General features: G+C 73.7%; 20 protein-coding genes and 1 rRNA gene. 9 read left to right on the top strand and 12 right to left on the bottom strand.

Annotated elements, in window-relative coordinates; translation table 11 throughout:
- The first annotated feature begins 118 nt into the window (after positions 1-118).
- Positions 119-889 (top strand): GNAT family N-acetyltransferase, encoded by a 771-nt coding sequence (locus tag ABT345_RS20190; RefSeq protein ID WP_345085312.1) that lies wholly within the window; start codon positions 119-121, stop codon positions 887-889.
- Between the two features lie 67 nt (positions 890-956).
- The gene (locus ABT345_RS20185; protein WP_345085310.1) at positions 957-1280 is read left to right on the top strand and encodes a putative quinol monooxygenase; all 324 of its coding nucleotides are present in this window, start codon (positions 957-959) and stop codon (positions 1278-1280) included.
- A 68-nt stretch (positions 1281-1348) separates the two neighbouring features.
- Here ABT345_RS20185 and ABT345_RS20180 read toward each other — a convergent pair whose 3' ends face one another.
- Positions 1349-1582, bottom strand: coding sequence for a DUF6296 family protein (locus ABT345_RS20180; RefSeq protein WP_345085308.1), 234 nt, complete (start codon positions 1580-1582; stop codon positions 1349-1351).
- Between the two features lie 148 nt (positions 1583-1730).
- Here ABT345_RS20180 and ABT345_RS20175 point away from each other — a divergent pair, with 148 nt between their 5' ends.
- Complete coding sequence (locus ABT345_RS20175; RefSeq protein WP_345085305.1) at positions 1731-2267, top strand: hypothetical protein; 537 nt, start codon at positions 1731-1733, stop codon at positions 2265-2267.
- Between the two features lie 24 nt (positions 2268-2291).
- Here ABT345_RS20175 and ABT345_RS20170 read toward each other — a convergent pair whose 3' ends face one another.
- From ABT345_RS20170 to ABT345_RS20160, 3 genes are all read right to left on the bottom strand, one after another.
- Entirely contained in the window at positions 2292-2846 is a 555-nt protein-coding gene (locus ABT345_RS20170) for a GNAT family N-acetyltransferase (RefSeq protein WP_345085303.1), read from the bottom strand.
- 74 nt (positions 2847-2920) lie between these two features.
- The gene (locus tag ABT345_RS20165) at positions 2921-4321 is read right to left on the bottom strand and encodes a hypothetical protein (protein ID WP_345085299.1); all 1401 of its coding nucleotides are present in this window, start codon (positions 4319-4321) and stop codon (positions 2921-2923) included.
- Between the two features lie 221 nt (positions 4322-4542).
- Positions 4543-5166, bottom strand: a complete 624-nt coding sequence (locus ABT345_RS20160) for a TetR/AcrR family transcriptional regulator (RefSeq protein ID WP_345085296.1) — start codon at positions 5164-5166, stop codon at positions 4543-4545.
- Between the two features lie 111 nt (positions 5167-5277).
- Between ABT345_RS20160 and ABT345_RS20155 the strand changes: the two genes are divergently transcribed.
- Positions 5278-6468, top strand: coding sequence for a cytochrome P450 (locus ABT345_RS20155; RefSeq protein ID WP_345085292.1), 1191 nt, complete (start codon positions 5278-5280; stop codon positions 6466-6468).
- 4 nt (positions 6469-6472) lie between these two features.
- Positions 6473-6691, top strand: coding sequence for a ferredoxin (locus tag ABT345_RS20150; protein WP_345085288.1), 219 nt, complete (start codon positions 6473-6475; stop codon positions 6689-6691).
- A 99-nt stretch (positions 6692-6790) separates the two neighbouring features.
- On the opposite strand, the gene ABT345_RS20145 is transcribed toward ABT345_RS20150, so the two are convergent.
- A complete protein-coding gene (locus ABT345_RS20145) occupies positions 6791-7303 on the bottom strand; it encodes a DinB family protein (protein ID WP_345085285.1) in 513 nt (170 codons plus the stop codon).
- 462 nt (positions 7304-7765) lie between these two features.
- Between ABT345_RS20145 and ABT345_RS20140 the strand changes: the two genes are divergently transcribed.
- Positions 7766-9427, top strand: coding sequence for an ABC-F family ATP-binding cassette domain-containing protein (locus ABT345_RS20140; protein WP_345085282.1), 1662 nt, complete (start codon positions 7766-7768; stop codon positions 9425-9427).
- Between the two features lie 266 nt (positions 9428-9693).
- Complete coding sequence (locus ABT345_RS20135) at positions 9694-10134, top strand: NUDIX hydrolase (RefSeq protein ID WP_345085279.1); 441 nt, start codon at positions 9694-9696, stop codon at positions 10132-10134.
- Between the two features lie 48 nt (positions 10135-10182).
- Here the strand turns inward: ABT345_RS20135 and ABT345_RS20130 are convergent, their stop codons facing one another.
- From ABT345_RS20130 to ABT345_RS20105, 6 genes are all read right to left on the bottom strand, one after another.
- Positions 10183-11406 carry a cytochrome P450 gene (locus tag ABT345_RS20130; protein WP_345085276.1) on the bottom strand — a complete coding sequence of 408 codons (1224 nt, stop codon included), beginning with the start codon at positions 11404-11406 and terminating at the stop codon, positions 10183-10185.
- Positions 11407-11686: 280 nt separating this feature from the next.
- Positions 11687-12334: a TetR/AcrR family transcriptional regulator gene (locus tag ABT345_RS20125; protein WP_345085273.1), complete on the bottom strand. Its 648-nt coding sequence runs from the start codon at positions 12332-12334 to the stop codon at positions 11687-11689.
- A gap of 189 nt (positions 12335-12523) precedes the next feature.
- The gene (locus ABT345_RS20120) at positions 12524-13381 is read right to left on the bottom strand and encodes a hypothetical protein (protein WP_345085270.1); all 858 of its coding nucleotides are present in this window, start codon (positions 13379-13381) and stop codon (positions 12524-12526) included.
- A 135-nt stretch (positions 13382-13516) separates the two neighbouring features.
- Positions 13517-14581, bottom strand: a complete 1065-nt coding sequence (locus ABT345_RS20115) for a type III polyketide synthase (protein WP_345085267.1) — start codon at positions 14579-14581, stop codon at positions 13517-13519.
- A 666-nt stretch (positions 14582-15247) separates the two neighbouring features.
- The gene (locus ABT345_RS20110; RefSeq protein WP_345085264.1) at positions 15248-16453 is read right to left on the bottom strand and encodes a cytochrome P450; all 1206 of its coding nucleotides are present in this window, start codon (positions 16451-16453) and stop codon (positions 15248-15250) included.
- Between the two features lie 403 nt (positions 16454-16856).
- Positions 16857-17708: a DUF1259 domain-containing protein gene (locus tag ABT345_RS20105; protein WP_345085260.1), complete on the bottom strand. Its 852-nt coding sequence runs from the start codon at positions 17706-17708 to the stop codon at positions 16857-16859.
- Between the two features lie 339 nt (positions 17709-18047).
- Between ABT345_RS20105 and ABT345_RS20100 the strand changes: the two genes are divergently transcribed.
- Entirely contained in the window at positions 18048-18287 is a 240-nt protein-coding gene (locus tag ABT345_RS20100; RefSeq protein ID WP_345085257.1) for a hypothetical protein, read from the top strand.
- A gap of 89 nt (positions 18288-18376) precedes the next feature.
- On the top strand, positions 18377-18775 hold the full coding sequence (locus ABT345_RS20095; RefSeq protein WP_345085254.1) for a hypothetical protein: 399 nt from the start codon (positions 18377-18379) through the stop codon (positions 18773-18775).
- Positions 18776-18872: 97 nt separating this feature from the next.
- On the opposite strand, the gene rrf is transcribed toward ABT345_RS20095, so the two are convergent.
- Positions 18873-18949 (bottom strand): 5S ribosomal RNA (gene rrf, locus ABT345_RS20090); the annotation flags it as partial.

The following is an 18949-nucleotide window of genomic DNA, read 5'->3' as shown; positions in this document are numbered from 1 at the left end:
TCGGCCGGGCGCGCACAGGCGCTGCCCCCACCGGATCCCCCAACTTCCAGACCTGGCCCTCTCCGGTCGCGCCCGCGCGCGCCCGGGGACGCGGCCTCCCCACGTACCCGAGAGAGCTATGCAGGCAACGACACCCGCTCCCCGCACCACGGACCCGCTCGGTCAGGGTCTGGAGTCGCAGGCCGGTACCGCTCTGCTGCGCTTCGGCGTCGCGCGGCGCCGCCCGGCCGACCGGATCAGCTGGAGCGGCGCCGGCGCCGCCGCCTGGCTCGACCGCGGACAGGTGATGAGCGTCGGGGACCCGGACGCCGCCGCCGGGCTCGTGCTGCGCGCCGCGCACGGCCTCCCGGACCGGGTGCGGGAGTTCACCGTGCCGCGCGGCTCCGACGTGCTGGTCGGCCGGCACCTCCCGGTGACCGACGCCGTCGAGTGGGTCTTCCGCTGGACGGAACAGGAGCCGCCGCCGCACGACGCGGAGGACCGCGTCCGGGCGCTGGACGCCGGCCACCACGACGAGCTGCGCGCCTTCCTCGCCGAGCACAGCCCCGCCCACTCCACGGGCCCCGGCTCCTGCGACGTCCGCCTCTGGGCCGGCATCCGCGACGACGCCGGGCAGCTGGTGGCGTGCGGGGCGCTGAGCCGGCTGCGGGACAGCGGCGCACCGCTGATGGTCTCCGTCGCCACCGACGCCGCCCGGCGCGGCGAGGGCCTGGGCGCCGCGCTCACCTCCTGGCTGACCCGGCACGCCGTCCGCGGCCACGGCGTGTGCACCCTGTGGCAGCTCGGCGGCAACGCCCCCGCCGAACGCCTCTACGACCGTCTCGGCTACCGCACCGGCGACCCCTGCGTGACCGCGCGGATCGCGCCCGCGCAGCCGCTGGCCGCCTGAGGGCGCCGCCTGCCCGGCGGACGGGACCGCTGGATCCCGCCCGCCGGAGATGACCTAGAATCGCCGAATGATCTTTATTGTTGTGAAGTTTCCGGTGAAGCCCGAATACGCCGAGGAGTGGCCCAAGCACGTGGCCGCGTTCACCGAGGCGACGCGGGCCGAGCCCGGCAACCTCTGGTTCGAGTGGTCCCGCAACATCGAGGACCCGCTGTCCTACACCCTCGTCGAGGCGTTCCAGGACGACGCCGCCGAGGCCCACGTCAACTCCGACCACTTCCGCGCCGGTCTGGAGACCATGCGCCCGCTGCTGCGGCACACCCCCGAGATCGTGAGCACCTCGATCGAGGGCGCCACCGGCTGGAGCGCCATGGGCGAGCTGGTCATCGACTGACACCCTGCCCATACGGCCGCCGTACGGGGGACCCCGCTGGGCGGGCCGCAATCCGTACGGCGTCCGGGTCAGAACGGTTTCAGGGCGCGGGCCAGGACCGGTACGCCGAGCTCCTGGTGCCCGCCGCTGGCCAGCATCCGGACCTCACCGCGGTCGCTGATCTCGGCGCGGACGATGCCGGTCTCGTCCTCGTAGACCGGGAATCCGCCCGCCCCGGCGGCCGCGGTGCGCCGGACGACCACCACGTCGTCGGCGACCGCTGACGACTGGAAGACCAGCTCGAAGGCTTCCGGGTACTCCATTGCTGCCTCTTCGGCGATCCGCGATGCGTCTGGGGACTTCCATGGTCTCGCACCCCGGGCCGCGGCGCCCGACGAGGCGGCTCCGCTCCGCCCGCGGCCCCGGACCGGCGCCCCGGGGCGCGAGGCCGTCTCGGTATCGTGACGCCGCATGGGGGACAACAGCACACTGTGGACCTTGGCCATCGCCGTGGTGACGGGCGGCACCGCGGTGCTCGCGAGCTGGGTGACCGGCCGCGGCAGCGCCCGCGCCGCGACCATCCAGGCGGAGACGGCCGCCCGTACGCAACGCGCCGAGCGGCTGCGCGAGAGCCGCCGCACCGCCTACCTCGACCTCATCGAGCAGGCCCACCGCATGGGCGAGCTGTACTGGGAGACCTCCGCGCTCCTGCGCCGCCCCGACTCCCCCGAACGCCTCGACGCCCTCCGCGAGCTGCACGACCGCGAGATCGCGGAGTACGCCCGCATCCGCCGCTGCGTCCGCGTCGTCGAACTGGAGGGCCCGCCCGAGGCCGCCGCCGCGGCCCTCGCCCTCCAGAAGGCGACCGGCCCCTTCTACACCGGCTTCACCGCCGAACTCGACGGCGACCCCACCGGCCGCGACCATCTGGACGCCGCCTACCACCCCTTCTGGCAGGCCCTGGAACACTTCGTCGAGGCGGCGCGGACCGCGCACCAGCGCGAGTGAAACGGCGGCGCCGGACGGCGTGGATCAGGCCGCTTCGCGCGGGTGCGGCCGGGCGAACTCGCCGGCGAGCAGGCCCATCACGACGAGATCCTGATGGCGTCCGCCGAGGAAGACGTGGTCACGCAGGCGCCCCTCCTCGACGAAACCGAGCCGCCGGTGGAGCGCCAAGGACGCCGCGTTGTCCGCGAAGATCCGTACCTCGCACTTGTGGTAGCGCCGCTCGGCGAAGAAGAAACGCAGCAGCAGCGTCGCCGCCTCGCTCGCATACCCCTTGCGCCGGTGGCCGGCCTCCAGCGTGATGCCGTACTCGAACCGTCCCGCATGCGGATCGGCGTACGACGCCCCGACCGCACCGACCGTCTCCCCCGTGTCCAGGGCCTCGATCACCAACCGGAAGCGGTCGTCCCCGGTGGCGGTGGCCTGCTCCCGCGCCCAGGCGCGGAAGCTCTCGGCGGAGCGCGGGGGACGCAGTACGTCGCCCGCGCGTTCCTCGTCGGTGGCGAAGCGCCGGAACGCGGCCCAGTCGCCGGGCTCGATCCCGCGCAGCCGTACCCGCTGTCCCACCCAGAAGGAAGTCATCCCGTATCCGACCACGGCACGGCGCGCGGGGCCCAGCCCGCCGTCGGCCGGACCGGCCCCGGTGGCGCGCCCCGCTACCCGCCCGGCACCCCCCGCCGCCCCGCCAGCTCCCGGGCCGCGGCGGTGCGCGGGTGCCAGGGGCCGTACGCGTCCTCGCAGGCCGATGCGGCCTGTGCGGCCAGGCGGTCGGCGTCGGCGGGGGTGGGCTTCGGGGGTCTGCTGACGGTGGCGTCGAGGAAGCGGACGACCGGGGCGGGGAACATGCCCACGGCCCGCGTGCGGCCCGGGCCGTCCTCGGCCAGGCCGCGTACCGCCTCATCCGCCAGCTCGGCGTGGGTGAGGCGGATGAGGGCGGCCGCGCGGGGGTGGTCGCGCGCCAGGGCCTCGGCGTCGTGGAAGGTCAGGGCGTCGTGGAGCAGGGACAGCGCCTCGGTCCACAGCCGCTGGCGGCCGCGGGCGCGGGCGCGGTGGAGTTGGGTGAGGATCCGCGCCGGGTGGGCGGCGCCCAGGATCCGCCAGTACAGCCCGGTGGCGGAGTGCAGCAGCCGCTCGCCCTCCGCGTACCGGCGCCGCCCGTGCAGCGCCTCGGCGAGCACGGTCAGCACATCGGCGGCCCGCACCAGGACATCGCCGTCGACGGTGGAGAGCTTGCCGGTGAAGGGCCCCTCGGCGTTCTCGCGGAACAGTTCGCCCAGGGACGGCCCCGTCCGGCCGGCCAGGGTCAGGCCGCGGGCTCTCGCCGCCGCGTCCGCCCGGGCCAGCACCGGCCGCAGCACCGCCTCGGCCTCGGCGTACTCGCCGCAGCGCACCAGGAGGCGGCCGAGGGCCAGGGCATCGGCGAGGCCCTCGCCCGCCGGGCAGGCCGTGATCCGCTCGGCGAACGGCAGCGCCGCCTCGTAGGCACCGCACCGCTCAAAGCCCTCCCTCAGCCGCCGGGCCGCCGCGACCGGTGCGGGCCGTGCGGCCCCGGAGCGCCACAGGAGGGCGCGGACGTGCGGTGCGAACAGCGGGAGTTCGGCGTCGTCGGCGCTCCGCAGCAGGGCGCGGTCCAGGAGCGCGGCGGCCCAGGCGTCGAGCGCGGGCCGCGCCGGGCCGCCGGGCCGGGCGGCGGGCGGACGCAGACAGCGGACCGGGACACCTGCCGTGCCCGCCGGCGCCATCGGTGAGACCGCGGACACCTCTTCGACGGCGAGCGCGGCGACCGCCTCGGCCACGGCCTCGGGTGCGGGGCCGGGATCCGGCAGCTCCACGGCGGCCAGCGCCTGCGGGGCGAGGACGTGCGCGGGCAGCGGCGCGGCGGCGAACCGGGCCGGCAGCTCCCCGGGCGCCGGCGGGGCTCCGGCGTCCTCCGCGCCCTCCGGCTCCTGTGCCGCCCCGGGGACCGGACCGGCGTAGGTGATGTGGATGTCCCTGCCCGCCTGGTGGACGCGCCCGCCCTCCCACGCCTCGGCCCGGAAATCCCCTCCGTCGCCCATCCCGCCCCCCTGACGCTCCGCCGGTCCACCTCCAGGTTAGGAGGCACCGGTGACAATCCACCGTACGAACGCCCCGCCCTGTCCCGGATGTTGGGCGGACGGGACGGGGGCACTGCCGGGTCCCGGTGTCCCGTGGCACGGCCGCACGGGGCGCGGGGCACCGGGCGTCCGGCCCAGGTGTGCGGGTCCGGCCCAGGTGTGCGGCGTCCGGCCCGCCGCCGTCAGCGCTCCCCGGGCTCCGGCGGCCACTCCTCCTCCGGTGCCGCCGTCCCGTCCAGCAACTGCCCGAGCAGGCCCAGGACCAGCTCGCAGACCGCGTCCGGGTCGGCGCTCGCGAGCGGCTCGCGGCCGACGACGACGCGCATGATGCCGATGCCCAGCAGCCACGCCATGGCGAGGTCGGCGCGGAGCGCCGCGTCCTCGGCGCCGGAGAGCGTGGCCAGCACCTCGACGTACTCCTCCCCCAGCGCCTTCACCGTCTCCGTCCCGTCGGCGCCGCCGATGGAGCGCAGATAGACGGCGAGGGAACGGTCATGGGGCTCCTTGTCGCGGTGGGTGAGCATGCCGCGCAGCGCCGTCTCGAACAGCTTCTCCGGGGGCGTGGCGCGCAGCTGCTCCTGGCCGTTGTGCGCCATCACCTCCGTCAGCAGCGCGCTCTTCGAGCCGAAGTACCGGAACAGCAGCGCCTGATTGGCGCCGGCCCGGTCCGCGATGTCCCGCACGGTCGCGGCGTCGTAACCGCGCTCGGCGAACAGGTCGGCGGCGGCCTCCAGCAGTCTGCGGCGGGTGGCCCGGGCGTCTCTTCTCCGGGGTGAACCGGCCGGTACATCGGCGGAGTTCGCCATGGTGCTCCTTTCCGGACGGCCCGTCAGGATAACGGCCGTAACCGGTCGTTGACCGTCCGCGGACCGGCGCCCTAACGTTTGTAAGCAGGTGCTTACACAAGGGAGGTCACCGTGACCACAGCTGACACAGCACCCCTCTCCTATCCCTTCAACACCGCCGACAACCTGTCGCTGTCCGAGGCGTACGACGAGGCCCGCGAGCGCCCCGGCCTGCTGCAGGTCCGCATGGCCTACGGGGAACCCGCCTGGCTGGTGACGCGGTACGCCGAAGCCCGTTTCGTCCTCGGTGACCAGCGCTTCAGCCGCGCCCTGGGACTGGAGCACGACGAGCCGCGGCAGTCCGAGGGCAGTCGCAACAGCGGCATCCTGAGCATGGACCCGCCCGAGCACACCCGGCTGCGCTCCCTGGTGGCGAAGGCGTTCACCGTGCGCCAGGTGGAGAAACTCCGGCCGCAGGTCAAGGAGTTGACCGGCCAGTTGCTGGACGAGCTGGAGGATGCCGGGCCGCCCGCCGATCTGGTGGACCGCTATGCGCTGCCGATTCCGGTCGCGGTCATCTGCCGGATGCTGGGCGTGCCCGTCGAGGACCGGCCGAAGTTCCGCGCCTGGAGCGATGCCGCGCTGTCGACCAGTTCCCTGACGGCGGAGGAGTTCGACGCCAATCGCGAGGAACTGCGCGCCTACATGGGGCAGTTGATCGATGAGCACCGCAGGCATCCGCAGGACGACCTGATGACGGCGCTCATCGACGCACGGGATGCCGGGGACCGCCTCTCCGAGCTGGAGCTGGTCGACCTCTGCGTCGGCATCCTCGTCGCCGGGCACGAGACGACCGCGACGCAGATCCCCAATTTCGTCCTCACCCTGCTCGATCACCCCGAGGAGCTGGCCCGGCTGCGGGAGCATCCGGAGCTGATGGCCGGCGCGGTGGAGGAGCTGCTGCGGTTCGTGCCGCTGGGCAGCGGTGCGGGCCAGCCGCGGTACGCCACCGAGGACATCGAGGTCGGCGGCACACTGGTGCGGGCCGGCACGCCGGTACTGGTCGCGGTCGGCGCCGCCAACCGCGATGCGCTCCGCTTCTCCTCCCCCGGCACCCTGGACTTCACCCGGACGGGGAACCAGCACCTCGGTTTCGGCCACGGCGTCCACCACTGTCTGGGCGCGCCGCTGGCCCGGCTGGAGCTCCAGGAGGCGCTGGGTGCGCTGATCGCCCGCTTCCCGGGGCTGCACGTCGCGGGCGATGTGCAGTGGAAGACCGAGATGCTGGTGCGCGGGCCGCGCGTCCTGCCGGTGGGGTGGTGAGCCGATGAGCCGACAGGTGGAGGTGAACCCGCTGCGCTGCATCGGCTCCGGCATCTGCGCCGGAACCGCGCCCGAATTCTTCGTCCTCGAAGGCGCCCGCTCCCGGCCGGTGCGCGCGGAGGTCGAGGGGGACGACGAGCTGCTCCTGGACGCCGCGGACATGTGCCCGGTGATGGCCATCACCGTGCGGGAGAACGGCCGCGAGATCGCGCCCCGGGACTGACCGGGCCGCCCCGGGGCGCCACGGCCCCCGGGGCGGCAGGCCCCGGCGCACCCCCGGCGGGCGCGCCCCGTCCCGGGGTGGCGCCGCGCCGGGCGTCCGTCAGACGCCCGTCCGGCCGTCGATGCGCTCGCGGATGAGGTCGGCGTGGCCGCAGTGGCGGGCGTACTCCGCGATCAGGTGGGTGCATATCCAGCGGAGGGTGACACGGGCCTCGCCGAGGGCTCCGGTGTCGTCCAGGGAGCGGGTGGCGCAGGCGCGCCGGGCGTGCTCCACCTCGGCCCGCCACAGCTCCATCGCCTCCTCGAACGACGCCTCCTCGGCACCGCCGAAACCGCCGCTCATCCCACCGGCACCGGCGGCCTCCGGGAAGAGATCGGGAACGTCCTCCTCGGCGAGGACGCGACGGAACCAATTCCGCTCGACCTCCGCCAGATGCCGGACGAGGCCGACGAGGGTGAGCGGCGAGGGCGGCGCGGAGGCCGTGCGCAGCTGCTCCTCCGCGAGCCCGGCGCACTTGTCGGCGAGGGTGGCGCGGTAGAAGTCGAGCCAGCTGGTCAGGGACGTGCGCTCATCGGCGTCCATCGGCGGTGTGACGCGTTCGGAAGTGCTCATGTCCGCATCGTGGCACGGGGGTCTGACAACGCGCGGGCCCTGTGGAAAACCGCTGGGGCGGCCGGGCGCCGGGCGGACGTGGGCGGCGGGGCGCCGCGGCGGAGCCCGGTCCCGCACGGCCCGCCGGATCCGGGCCGATCGCCTCCGTCCCCGCCCTCGCCGTCCGGCCGCTCGTAAATCCCGATGCGGTCCGCGTCCGGCTGGGGTACGGTTCCCGGGTCCTGTTGTCTCCGATAGAGGTGGACGTTGCGCATCTGAGGTCTGCGACCATCGCGCGGTACGGCCCTGCCGTACGCCTGTCACGCCGTGCCGGCACTCTGCCGCCCGTGACCTCGCGCGGATGCGACCTCGGTGCACGAACCGTCCTCCCTTGCCAGGACCGCACCCCTTCCTTCCCGGCCGGTCGCCGCGTGGTGCTCGCCTACGACGCCCCCGTTCCTGCGTGCAGACTGCGAGAAAACCATGTCCCGACCCCCCGCTCCGCAAGCCTCGGTGACCTGCTCCGGCGTGACGTTCCGCTGGCCCGACGGCACTGCCGTCCTCGACCGGCTCTCCCTCGTCGTCGGCCGGGGCCGCACCGGCCTCGTCGGTGACAACGGCACCGGAAAATCCACCCTGCTGCGGCTGCTGGCCGGTCAGCTGCGCCCCGCCGAGGGCACGGTGAGCGTCACCGGCACCCTCGGCTACCTCCCGCAGAACCTCACCCTCGACACCGCTCTGCGGGTCGAGGACGCCCTCGGCATCACCGACCGGCGCGCCGCGCTGCGCGCCATCGAGTCCGGCGACACCGACGAGGCGCACTTCACCACGCTCGGCGACGACTGGGACATCGAGGAACGCGCCCTGGCGATGCTGGGCTCCCTGGGGCTCGGCTCCCTCGATCTCGACCGCACCGTCGGCGAGATGTCGGGCGGCGAGACCGTCCTGCTGCGGCTGGCCGCGCTCCTCCTGGACCGCCCCGACGTACTGCTCCTGGACGAGCCGACCAACAACCTCGACGTGTTCGCGCGGCGGCGGCTCCACGAGGCCGTCGCGTCCTGGCGCTCCGGCGCGCTGATCGTGGTCAGCCACGACCGGGAGCTGCTGGAGCGGATGGACAAGATCGCCGAACTCCGCTCCACCGCCGTGACCTGGTACGGCGGCGGCTGGTCCGCCTACCGCGAGGCCGTCGACGCCCAACAGGACACGGCCGCACGGACGTTGCGCACCGCCGAGGCGGACGTACGGCGGCAGCAGCGGGAGCTGGAGGAGAGCCGCGTCAAGGCGGCCCGGCGCCGCCGGCAGAGCGCCAAGCTGGACGCCCAGCGGCGTGCGCCACGCATCGTCGCTGGGGAGCGAAAGCGCTCCGCCCAGGAGTCCGCCGACCGGGTCCGCGGCATCCACGAGGACCGTCTCCAGGAGGCGCGGGAGCGGCGCGAGGAGGCCGCGGAGGCGATCCGGAACGACGCCGAGATCCGGGTGGACCTGCCGCACACGGCGGTGCCCGCGGGCCGCACCGTGCTCCGGCTGACGGCGCTGCGCCCGCGCCACGGCCTGCTGCGGGAGGGCGAGCTGGAGGTGCGCGGCCCGGAGCGCATCGCGCTGATCGGCCGGAACGGCGCCGGGAAGACGACGCTGCTGCGCACCCTGGCCGGGCAGGTGGCACCGCTCTCCGGTGAGGCGCGGACGTTCGTCCCGCTGCGCTTCCTGCCGCAGCGGCTGGACATCCTGGACGACGACCTGAGCGTGGCGCGGAACGCGGCCCGTACGGCGCCCGGCGTCACCGACAACGCGCTGCGCTCGCAGCTGGCGCGGTTCCTGTTCAAGGGGGCCCGTGCGGAGGCGCTGGTGGGCACGTTGTCCGGGGGCGAGCGGTTCCGGGCCGCGCTCGCCGCGACGATGCTCGCCGCGCCCGCCCCGCAGCTGCTGATGCTGGACGAGCCGACCAACAACCTCGACCTGTCCGGGGTGCGGCAGCTCACGGCGGCGCTCGCGTCCTACCAGGGCGCGCTGGTGATCGCCGGGCACGATCTGCCGTTCCTGGAGTCCCTCGGCATCACCCGCTGGCTCTTCGTCGGCGAGACGCTGGAGGAGACCACCGCGGAGGAGGTACGGGCCCTGTTGCAGGCTCCGGAGCCGGTGTAACGGTGCCGGGGCCGGGGCCGGATGGGGCCACCGCCACCGGGGCGGTGCGCACTGCTCCGGTGGCGGTGGCCCTGGGCAGCGAACGGCTCAGCGGAGGGGCGTGATCCGGCGCGCGCACGCCCCCTCTCCTGCCGTCGGCCGCCCGGCGCCCGTGACCGCTCCGCGCGCCCCTCCGCAACCGCCGGCCGCCCGGCGCCCGTCTCCCTTCCGCACGCCCGTCCCGCGCGACCGCCCCCGGCCGCGCCCCGCCCTCCCGGAGGTCCCCTTTGGACGCCGCCCCTCGCACCCGTGTCTCGGCGTACGCCGTCGTCATCGACGACGGAAAACTGCTGCTCACCCGGCTCTCGGCGGCCTCGCCGGTCTTCGCGCCCGGGCTCTGGCATCTGCCGGGCGGCGGCATCGACCCGGGCGAGCAGCCGGCCGACGCCCTGGCGCGGGAGGTGTACGAGGAGACCGGCGGCACCGTGCGCGACGCCCGGCTGATCGGTGCGCGCACCTACACGGCGCACCGGCGGGGCATCGACTGGCACCTCGTGGGCCTCTTCCACGCCGTCACGCTGCTGCCGGGGCCGCTGCGGGTCCAGGAGAGCGGCGGCAGCACCGCGGACCTGGCCTGGCACCCGCCGGCCGGCCTCGACGCGGCGCGGCTGAGCCCCGCGGCCGTCGACGCGCTCACGCTGGCGGAGCTGCGGCCGGCCGGCACCTGACCGCCCCCGAGCGGCCCCGGGACACCGCGCCGCCCCGGGGCCGCCGCCTCACCAGGTGACCGGCAGGGCGTACACCCCGTACACCGACCCGTCGTGCTTGAACGAGAGGGCGTCGCGGTCGGTGGCCAGGCGCAGGGTGGGGATGCGCCGGTGGAGGGTGCGGTGGACGACCTGCAGCTCGATGCGGGCCAGGGTCTGGCCGAGGCACTGGTGCACGCCGAAGCCGAAGGCGAGGTGGCGGCGGGAGTCGCGGGCGAGGTCGAGCCGGTCCGGGTCGGGGAAGACGTCCGGGTCCCGGTTGGCGAGGTCGTTGGCGAGGACGATGCCCTCGCCCGCCCGGAGGGTCTGCCCGGCGATCTCGATGTCCTCCAGGACGGCGCGGCGGCGTCCGCTGTGGGTGATGGTGAGGTACCGCAGCAGCTCCTCCACGGCCGAGGCGACGGTCTTCGGGTCGTCGGTGTCGCGCACCAGGGCGAGCTGGTCGGGGTTCTCCAGCAGCGCGAGGGTGCCCAGCGCGATCATGTTGGCGGTGGTCTCGTGGCCCGCGAGCAGCAGCAGAACGCCCGTCTCGGCGGCCTGTTCCCGGGTCAGCTCCCCCGCGTCGACCCGCTCGACCAGCCCGGACAGCAGGTCGGCGGGACCGGCGGTCTTCCGGGCGAGCAGCCCGTCGAGGTAGCCGGTCAGGTTGGCGTGGGCGGCGGTCCGCCGCTCCGGTTCGACGGTGCGGCTGATGAGTATCCGGCTGTTCTCCTGAAAGAAATCGTGATCGGCGTAGGGCACGCCGAGCAGTTCGCAGATGACCAGCGACGGCACCGGCAGCGCGAACCCGGCGACGAGGTCGGCCGGGTTGGGCCCGGCGAGGAAGTCGTCGAGGAAGCCGTCCACGATCCGCTGGACGGTGGGCCGCATCGCCTCCATCCGGCGGACCGTGAACGGTGCCGTCACCATCCGCCGCAGCCGGTTGTGCTCAGGGTCGTCCATCAGGATGAAGCTCATCCGCGCGCTCCCGGTGACGGGCGCGGAGGCGGGGTAGCCGGGCCGCGTGATGTCCGCGCTGACCCGGGGATCGGCCAGCAGCGCACGCTGGTCGGCATGGCGGGTCACCAGCCAGGGCGTGCTGCCGTCCCACAGCCGGACCCGGGTGAGCGGTCCGCGCCGCTGCGCCTCCCGCAGCTCCGGCGGCGGGTCGAAGGGGCAGCCGGCCGCCCGGTCCATCGGGAAGGCGCGGATGTCGTCCGCGGTCGTGCCGTGGGGGGCTGCGGTACCGGTCATGTGTCGCTCCTCGTCTGCCCGCCCGGCCGGGCCGGCGATCGGTCCGGTGCGGGGCGGTACGTATCGGCGGTGCGTGGCGGGGCGGTCGTCGGGTGTACGGGGAAGCCGGGCGGACCGGGCGGTCCCGGAGGCGTCGTTCAGGTGGACTGACTGCCGCCAGGGGACGGCCAGTTGAGCCGGCTGTCCCGTAGGCGCATCCGGTGCACCGGCCGCTACGGGAGGACGTCAGGCGCACCCGCCGCCCCTGGGAGCCGCACCCGCCGGGCCGCCCCTGGGGAGGTCAGCCGGTCGGCGTCACCGGTGCGGTCCACAGGCCGACGATGGCGTCGATCAGCCCGGTGGCGGTGGCGTGCCAACTGCTGCGCGTGGTGGCGGCGTTGTCGGCGAGGGCGCGTTCCCGTTCGGCGCAGGTGTGCACGATCAGCTGCCGCGCCATCGCGCCCCGTTCAGCATGGACCTCGGGCGGCAGATCGGGCAGGCAGCGGTTCAGCCCCTCCAGGGTCCGCACCAGCGCCAGTGACCCGAGGGACTCCTCGGCGAAGACGTCCTGGAGCGCCGGATCGGTCATCACCTGGGCGCAGCACCGCGCGAACCAGGTGGGGCTGCCCAGGGACGCCAGATGCGCGGTGGTGGGCCGCACCAGGCAGCCGACCCAGGCAGCGATGTCCGCGGTGGCGTCCAGCGCGTCCACCCGGCGCGCGCGGTCCTGCTCGATCCGGCGCATGTGCTCCCGGGCGATGGCCCGCACCAGATCGGTCTTGGTGCCGAAGTGGTAGCCGACCGCGGCGTTGTTGCCCTGCCCGGCGGCCTCGCTGACCTGCCGGTTGGAGACCGCGTAGACCCCCTGCTCGGCGAACAGCCGCTCCGCCGCGCGCAGGATCCGCGCCCGTGTCACCTCCGCCTGACCGGCCCGCGTCGCCCCACGCATCCCGTCCCCTCCCGACCGCCCGCGCCCTGGTTCCGTGCCCGGTCAGGCAACCCGATCGACGTCACTCAAGTCAAGCAACTGACTTAAATTGGCGCTCCGTTGCCCCACCGGGGCGCCCCACCGCGCCGCACGGCGCACGAGGGCCGGAATGCGCCGCCGCCGAAGCCCGCACGCCCCGCCGCAGCCGCCTCACCCCCGCCACCACGGCTCCCGCACGTACAAGCTCTCCACGCGGGTGCAGCCCAGACCGTTGGAGATCTGCTCGGAGTCCAGGTTCCAGCCGACGACGCCGCTGCCCTTGCGGCTCAGCTCGATCAGCCGGTCGCTGCCGGTCACGGTGCCGTTGGTGACCCGGCACCGCACGATCGGCGTCCAAGCCTGCCCGTCGAGCGCGGAGACGAACGCCAGCACCGGCAGCACCAGCACGGTCAGGGCCAGCGCCACCCACTGCTCGACGGCCGCCGCGCGCCGCAGCCAACGAGGCGGCCGGTAATCCGCCGCACCGCCCGGACCGTCGCCGTCGTCGGACGGCTCCGCCCCGCCGCCGCCCCGCCGGTGGCGCCGCCCGGTGCGGTACTCCACCACCACGCCCTTGCGCAGCAGATACGCGACGAAGCCCGTGCCCAGTCCCCACCAGAAGCCGAAGAGACAGGCGACGATCACGCCGACCGCCACCGGGTTGACGACGGTCAGCGCCGCCCGCCGTGCGACGCCCGCCAGACCGCCGCCGACCGGCACCGCACCGCGCGCCGCGAACAGCGCGAACACCACACGGGAGACGACGACGCCGAGCACGGTGGCGAGCAGCGGGTCGGTGAGCAGCATCCCGATCAGCACGTCCGGCCAGTTGGCGGGCTCCATGCCGACGAGCACCTCGCGGACCGCGGCACCGCCGCCGACCGTGTACGCGACCTTGACGACCGGGACGGCGAGGGCCAGCGCCATCAGGACGGTGTGCCCAGGCCCTCCCTTGCGGTCGAGCGCGCCCGCCTGCTCCTCACCGGGGCGCGCGCCGCCCGGGCGTCCCACGGTCCGTGCCTCCGCCATGGCGCTCACTGAAGCACGCGCCACCGGGGGACGGCAGGCACGACACGGGCCCGCCGGGAGCCGGGCGGGACGGTACGCCGGCAGCGGCGTCCCGCCCGCGGGCCACCGGGACGAGCCCGCCCGCGAACGCCCGGCTCACTCCGCCGTGTCGGACTCCGCTACCCACGTGCCGAGGGAGATCTCGGCGGTGATGCCGGGCCCGAACCCGGCCATCAGCCCGCGGTCCCCGTCGAGCGCGGACCCTTCGTCGAACAGCCGGGCCATGGCGTCCAGCACCACGGCGCTGGCGATGTTGCCGTACTCGGTGAGCGTGGCGCGGCTGAAGCGGAACGCCCCCGGCGGCACGTCGAGGAAGTAGCTGAGGTCGTCGAGGATCCGGGGGCCGCCCGCGTGGATGATGTAGAAGTCCATCTTCCCGGCGTTCCAGTCGTGGTCCTCCGCGGCGCTGCACAGCGCCGGGGCGAGGGGCTCCATCGTGCCCGGCACCCGCTTGTCCAGCTGGAAGTGGAACCCGGTGGACTTGACCGCGTACGAGATCCACTCCTCGGTGTTCGGGATGATGTACGAGCTGCTGCGCTCCAGCCGGATGCCGGTACCGCCCTCGCCCCGCAGGACGGCCGCGGCGATGCCGTCGCCGAACAGTCCGTTGGACAGCAGCGATCCGACGCCCAGGTCGGTGGGCTGGTAGCACAGCGAGCAGAACTCGCAGGCGACGATCAGCACGTTGGCGTCCGGGTACGCCGTGCAGAAGTCATGGGCCCGGTTGACGGCCGCGCCGCCCGCGGCACACCCGAGCTGGGCGATCGGCAGCTGCCGCGTCTCCGGCCGGAACCCCATGGCGTTGATCAGCCAGGAGGTGGCCGGCGGCATCATGAAGCCGGTGCAGGAGACGTAGATGATCAAGTCGATCTGCTGTGGCTCCAGTTGGGCGTGGTCGAGCGCGCGCCGCACCACGGCGGGCACCCGCTGCTTGGTCTGCTCCTCGTACACGATGCTGCGGGCGTCCATGCCCGGGTGGCGGAGCGTCTCCTCGATCGGCTGGATGAGATGCCGTTTGCGCACTCCGGTGTGCTCGATCAGCCGGAGGACCAGGCCGAGTTGCGGATGGTCGCCGTGCAACCGTTCCGCGAGTTCGAGTGTTTCCTCATTGGTGATGACATGCTCGGGTACTGCGATGGCCGGTTTGCAGAGAACCGCCATGGATCTCCTCCTAGCGGACGGTGCTCCACACGGCTGAGCCCAGCGGGGGACGCGGGGTGTTCGCCGGCCGATGGCCGGCGCTGCGGCAGCGTATGCGCGAAAGGAGCGCGCGGCGGGCCGCTGGCGTTGCGCGGCGCCGCGTCGTGCGTCCCCGGAAAGGGCGCTGACGGGCCGACCGCCGAAAGACCGCATTCTCGCCGTATGGGCAGTTGGTGGTGCGCCACACCGTGGTTGGCCCTCGGCATTACGTTACGGCAGCCAGGTGACGGCCGCACGTCGGCCGACGGGGCCCGTCCCGCACGGGAAGGCGGCGGTTCCGGTTGCCGCACCCCGGGGCCTGACGCCTCGTCCGGGGCGTTCGGAAGGCGGGTCGGGCGGCTGTTCCGCCGGGTGCGGGAGCGGTGCGGCGGGGCGGCGTTCCGGGGCCCGGTCCCGTTCGGCGGCGCCCGGGGTGCGCACAGCGGTGCGGCCGGGCATCATGCCGCCCGGCCGCACTCCCCGCCCTCCCCGCCGGCTCCCGGCACGGCGGCGGCCCTCGCCGGCGCACCCGCCGGCGCCCGCCGCGGCACGGCGGCGCCCGTGCGGCCCGGAGGAGAGGAGCCGCTGCGGACGCGCCGGGCGAGCGGCGGGGCCCACCGCCCCGGTGGGCCGCCGCTCACACCCCTGTCACCAGGTGACGGGCAGGGCCAGCGGATAGCGCCAGATGGAATTCTTGTTCCACTGCACCTCTTCGGCGGGCACCGCCAGCTTCAGCGCCGGGAAGCGCCGCATGAGCGTGCAGAGCGCCACCTCCAGCTCGGTGGCGGCGAGCGGCGCACCGAGGCAGTGGTGCCCTCCCCAGCCGAAGGTCATGTGGGACGGCCCGTTGCGGTCCAGGTCCAGCTCGTCCGGGTGGTCGAACTTCCGGCCGTCCCGGTTGGCCGTCAGGTACGACACGTGCACGATGTCGCCCTTGCGGATCCGCACCCCGCTCAGCTCCACGTCCTCGGTGGCCACCCGGGGGATGCCGACGCCCTTGCGGAAGGGGATGAAGCGCAGCAGCTCCTCCAGCGCCTGCGGGAACTTCTCCGGGTTGTCCCGGAGCATCGCCATCTCGTCCGGCCGCGTCAGGAGGGCGTAGGAGATGTTCCCGATCTGGTAGGTGGTGGTGTCCTGGCCCGTGATGAGCAGGACCATCGCCATCACGGTCAGTTCCTTGTCGTTGAGCAGCTCGTCCCCGTCGCGGGCGGTGGCCAGCACGCTGATCAGGTCCTCGCCCGGGTCGGCCCGCCGCTGCGCGGTCAGCGACTCGAAATAGGCCCGCATGCGGGCCTTGGAGTCGATGGCCGCGTCCTTGTTCTCGACGGTGGTGTTCATCATCGTCCGGGCGTGCTTGCGCAGCTGCGCGCGGTCCTCCTCGGGGATGTCGAGGACCTCGCAGATGGTGGTCAGCGGCAACGGCGCCGCGAGGTGCTCGAAGAGATCGGCGGGCGCACCGTGCTCCTCCATCCGGTCCAGCAGCTCGTCCACGACATGCTGCGTACGGACCCGCATCCGTTCCATGTGCCGCGGCGCGAACCCCTTCGAGATCAGGCTGCGCAGCCGGCTGCTGCCGGGCGGGTCCATCACATTGATGGCCTCGTCCTGGACGATCGGCTCCGGCGTCATCCGCGGGAAGTCCCGGCCGACCACCTCCCGGCGGCTGAAGCGCCGGTCGGTGGTGACGGTACGCACGTCGTCGTAGCCGGTGACCAGCCACGCCTCCCCCTCCCCGTAGGGCAGCCGGATACGGGAGACGGGCCCCTCGTTCTGCAGCGCTCTGAGCTGCGGGTCGAATTCGAGGGCCTCGGCATAGTCGAAGGGGCAGTTCCGCGTGGGGGGCACGGGGTCCATACGAAGCTCCAGGTACGGGATCGGACGGATGAGACGGGCACCGAAGGGGACGGACGCACCCCTGCGGAGGCCGTCTGCGTGGCGTCGTTCACCCGTCGGGCGGCTCCACGGGTGCCGGTCTGCGACCACGAGGCGCGGCAGGGTGTACGACGCGGCGCGCCGACGACCGACGACAGCGCCGCGCACGGGCGTGCCACACCTCGTCTGCCGAACCCCGTGGACCGGTCCCGGCGTGGACGACACGACCTAGGTACCCGATCACCTGTCGGCACACGCGCCGCATCCGGGCGATTGATCCGTTTGCTCCATGTATCGCGGACCGCCCGCCCCACGGCACGCCCGCCGCCCGAGCCCGGGGCCCCGGCGGCCACGCGCCGCAGAACCCCGCACAGGGACACCCCCCTCAACCTGCCGGGACCTCCCCCTCAGGGGCCTCCACCCGGGCGGCGTCCACCGCACGGCGCAGGGTCCGGGCCAGCGCGACGGCGTCCCCCACGGCCCAGAAGTGCGTGAAGAACAGCCGGGGCGACTCGTCCAGGTGATGGTTGTGCAGCTCGACGAGCCGGATCCCGCCACGCCGCAGCACCTCCAGCACGCTCTGGACCTCGTCCGCCGTCATGGCGAAGTCACCGGCGAGCGCCGCCCGGCCGCCACCCACCGGCTGGAAGATGAACGCGCAGGTCGACCCGAGGCCGGCGGGCAGCACCAACGGACCGCTGCACACCGTCTCCCGGCGGACGAAAAGGCATTTGAACACCCCGTCCTCCACGGTCCCCCGGGTACCCAGCGCCGCTTCGATCCCCGCGGTGTCCAGCTCCAACGGCAGCGACGGCCCCGGTGGCGCCGGGGGCGGCGTCCCGGTCCGGTCGAATCCGGCACGCAGACCGCGGGCGAGCGCCTCCACGTCCCCGCCGTGCCCGTGCACATGAGCCCACCAGATGTCCGGGTACTGCGCGAGCAGATGCTTGTGGAGCGCGGTCAGCGCGATCCCGTGCGCCTGCCAACCGTCGATCGCCCCCTGCATCTCCTCCTCGGTGATCACCACATCGCCCATCGCCATCGCGCTGCCGTCGGCGTATCGGACGAACGACACATGCGCCCCGAGCGCGAGCCCCGGCCGCACGAGAACACCGTCGGAGACCACGCTCAGATCCCGCCGCGCATACCCCGTGTGATAGATCGTCCCCCGCAGCATGTTCCCGCCCCGCCCCAACGCCCGCGCCACACCACCCCAGTCCGACTCCACGGTCGGCACCGGCTCGATCCCCCGACGCCCCGCCCCGTCCCCCATCCCGACACCTCGCGCGGACGCACCACCCGCCCCCACCCCGACAAGCACCGGCACCACGCCCACCGCGGCCAACAACCGCCGCCGAGAGGGCAACGCCTGCGAACAGACGCCATACGCACGGTCTCCAACCCTCACTCCATCGCCTTTCATGACGGGATGAAATCATGACGTAGCACAGGAAAGCGGGCATTGCGGGGCGGGTGTCCTGGGTGCACGCCGCGAAGAGACCGGCGCTGCAAGGCGTGCGTCGGGGAAGGCGGAATGTACCCCCCTGCGCACTTGCGCAGGTTCCCCGACCATTCCGTGAGCATCGTCCCCGCGGATACGGTGTTGCGGGCCGGCTGGGCCCTCTCCAGCAGGGAGAAGGGACACAAGGTCGGGTACGGCTACCGTCCGCAGTTCTTCGCAGAGGTCTGGCGACCTGGCGAGCCGTCTCTCGTCGTCCCTATTGCCACCAAGGGCAACCACGGCAACGCGTCAGCCTCGGCCGTGCAGCTGGCATCCGCCTCCGTCCACGCCGAGGCCGTGCACATCGGTGAGTGAAACGAAACACCAAGCCTGCTGTTCAGCACGGAGCTGCCCGCGGACGGCACGGTGACCGTACACGCACTGCAGGCCCCGGGCCGCGGCGGTTGGCGGCCGGCCCATCAGGCACGACCGAAGCCGACCTGGACACGGAACCGGCGGAGGAGAACCCCTTCCCCGGCATCCAGCCGCCGCTCGAAGGAGACGTCGTTCCCGAACCCGTACCCGGCTGCCATGTGACGCCCGCGTACTACCGGTGGTTTCAGGAGAGCCTCGGACACACCGCAGCGGCCGGACTCATGGCCTTCACCGGCTCCGGCCAGGGGACCGCCCGCTATCTGACCGTCCGGCAAGGCCACGACCGGTTCAGCGGCTTCGAGCATGCCGCCGCCGGCAGCGTCCAGGACATCACCCACGAGCTCTTTGGAAGGGCCTACGCCGGCACCGACCCGCCTGCTGCCGGGCCGGAATCAGGCGCAGAGCTGACCGGCAGTTCCAAGGAGTGAGTCCGCGGCCTGTCATCGCAAAGACCACCCTTGGAACGCAAAAAAGCTCCGGTCCCCGCAACCTGATATCGGTTGCGGAGACCGGAGCTGAATAATTGTTCGGCGGCGTCCTACTCTCCCACAGAGTCCCCTCTGCAGTACCATCGGCGCTGAAAGGCTTAGCTTCCGGGTTCG

Source organism: Streptomyces sp. NPDC000404, from assembly GCF_040300365.1.
GTDB lineage: Bacteria > Actinomycetota > Actinomycetes > Streptomycetales > Streptomycetaceae > Streptomyces > Streptomyces ramulosus.
Note: the sequence above shows the minus strand (reverse complement) of the source record. Positions and strands in the feature narration are given on the sequence as shown.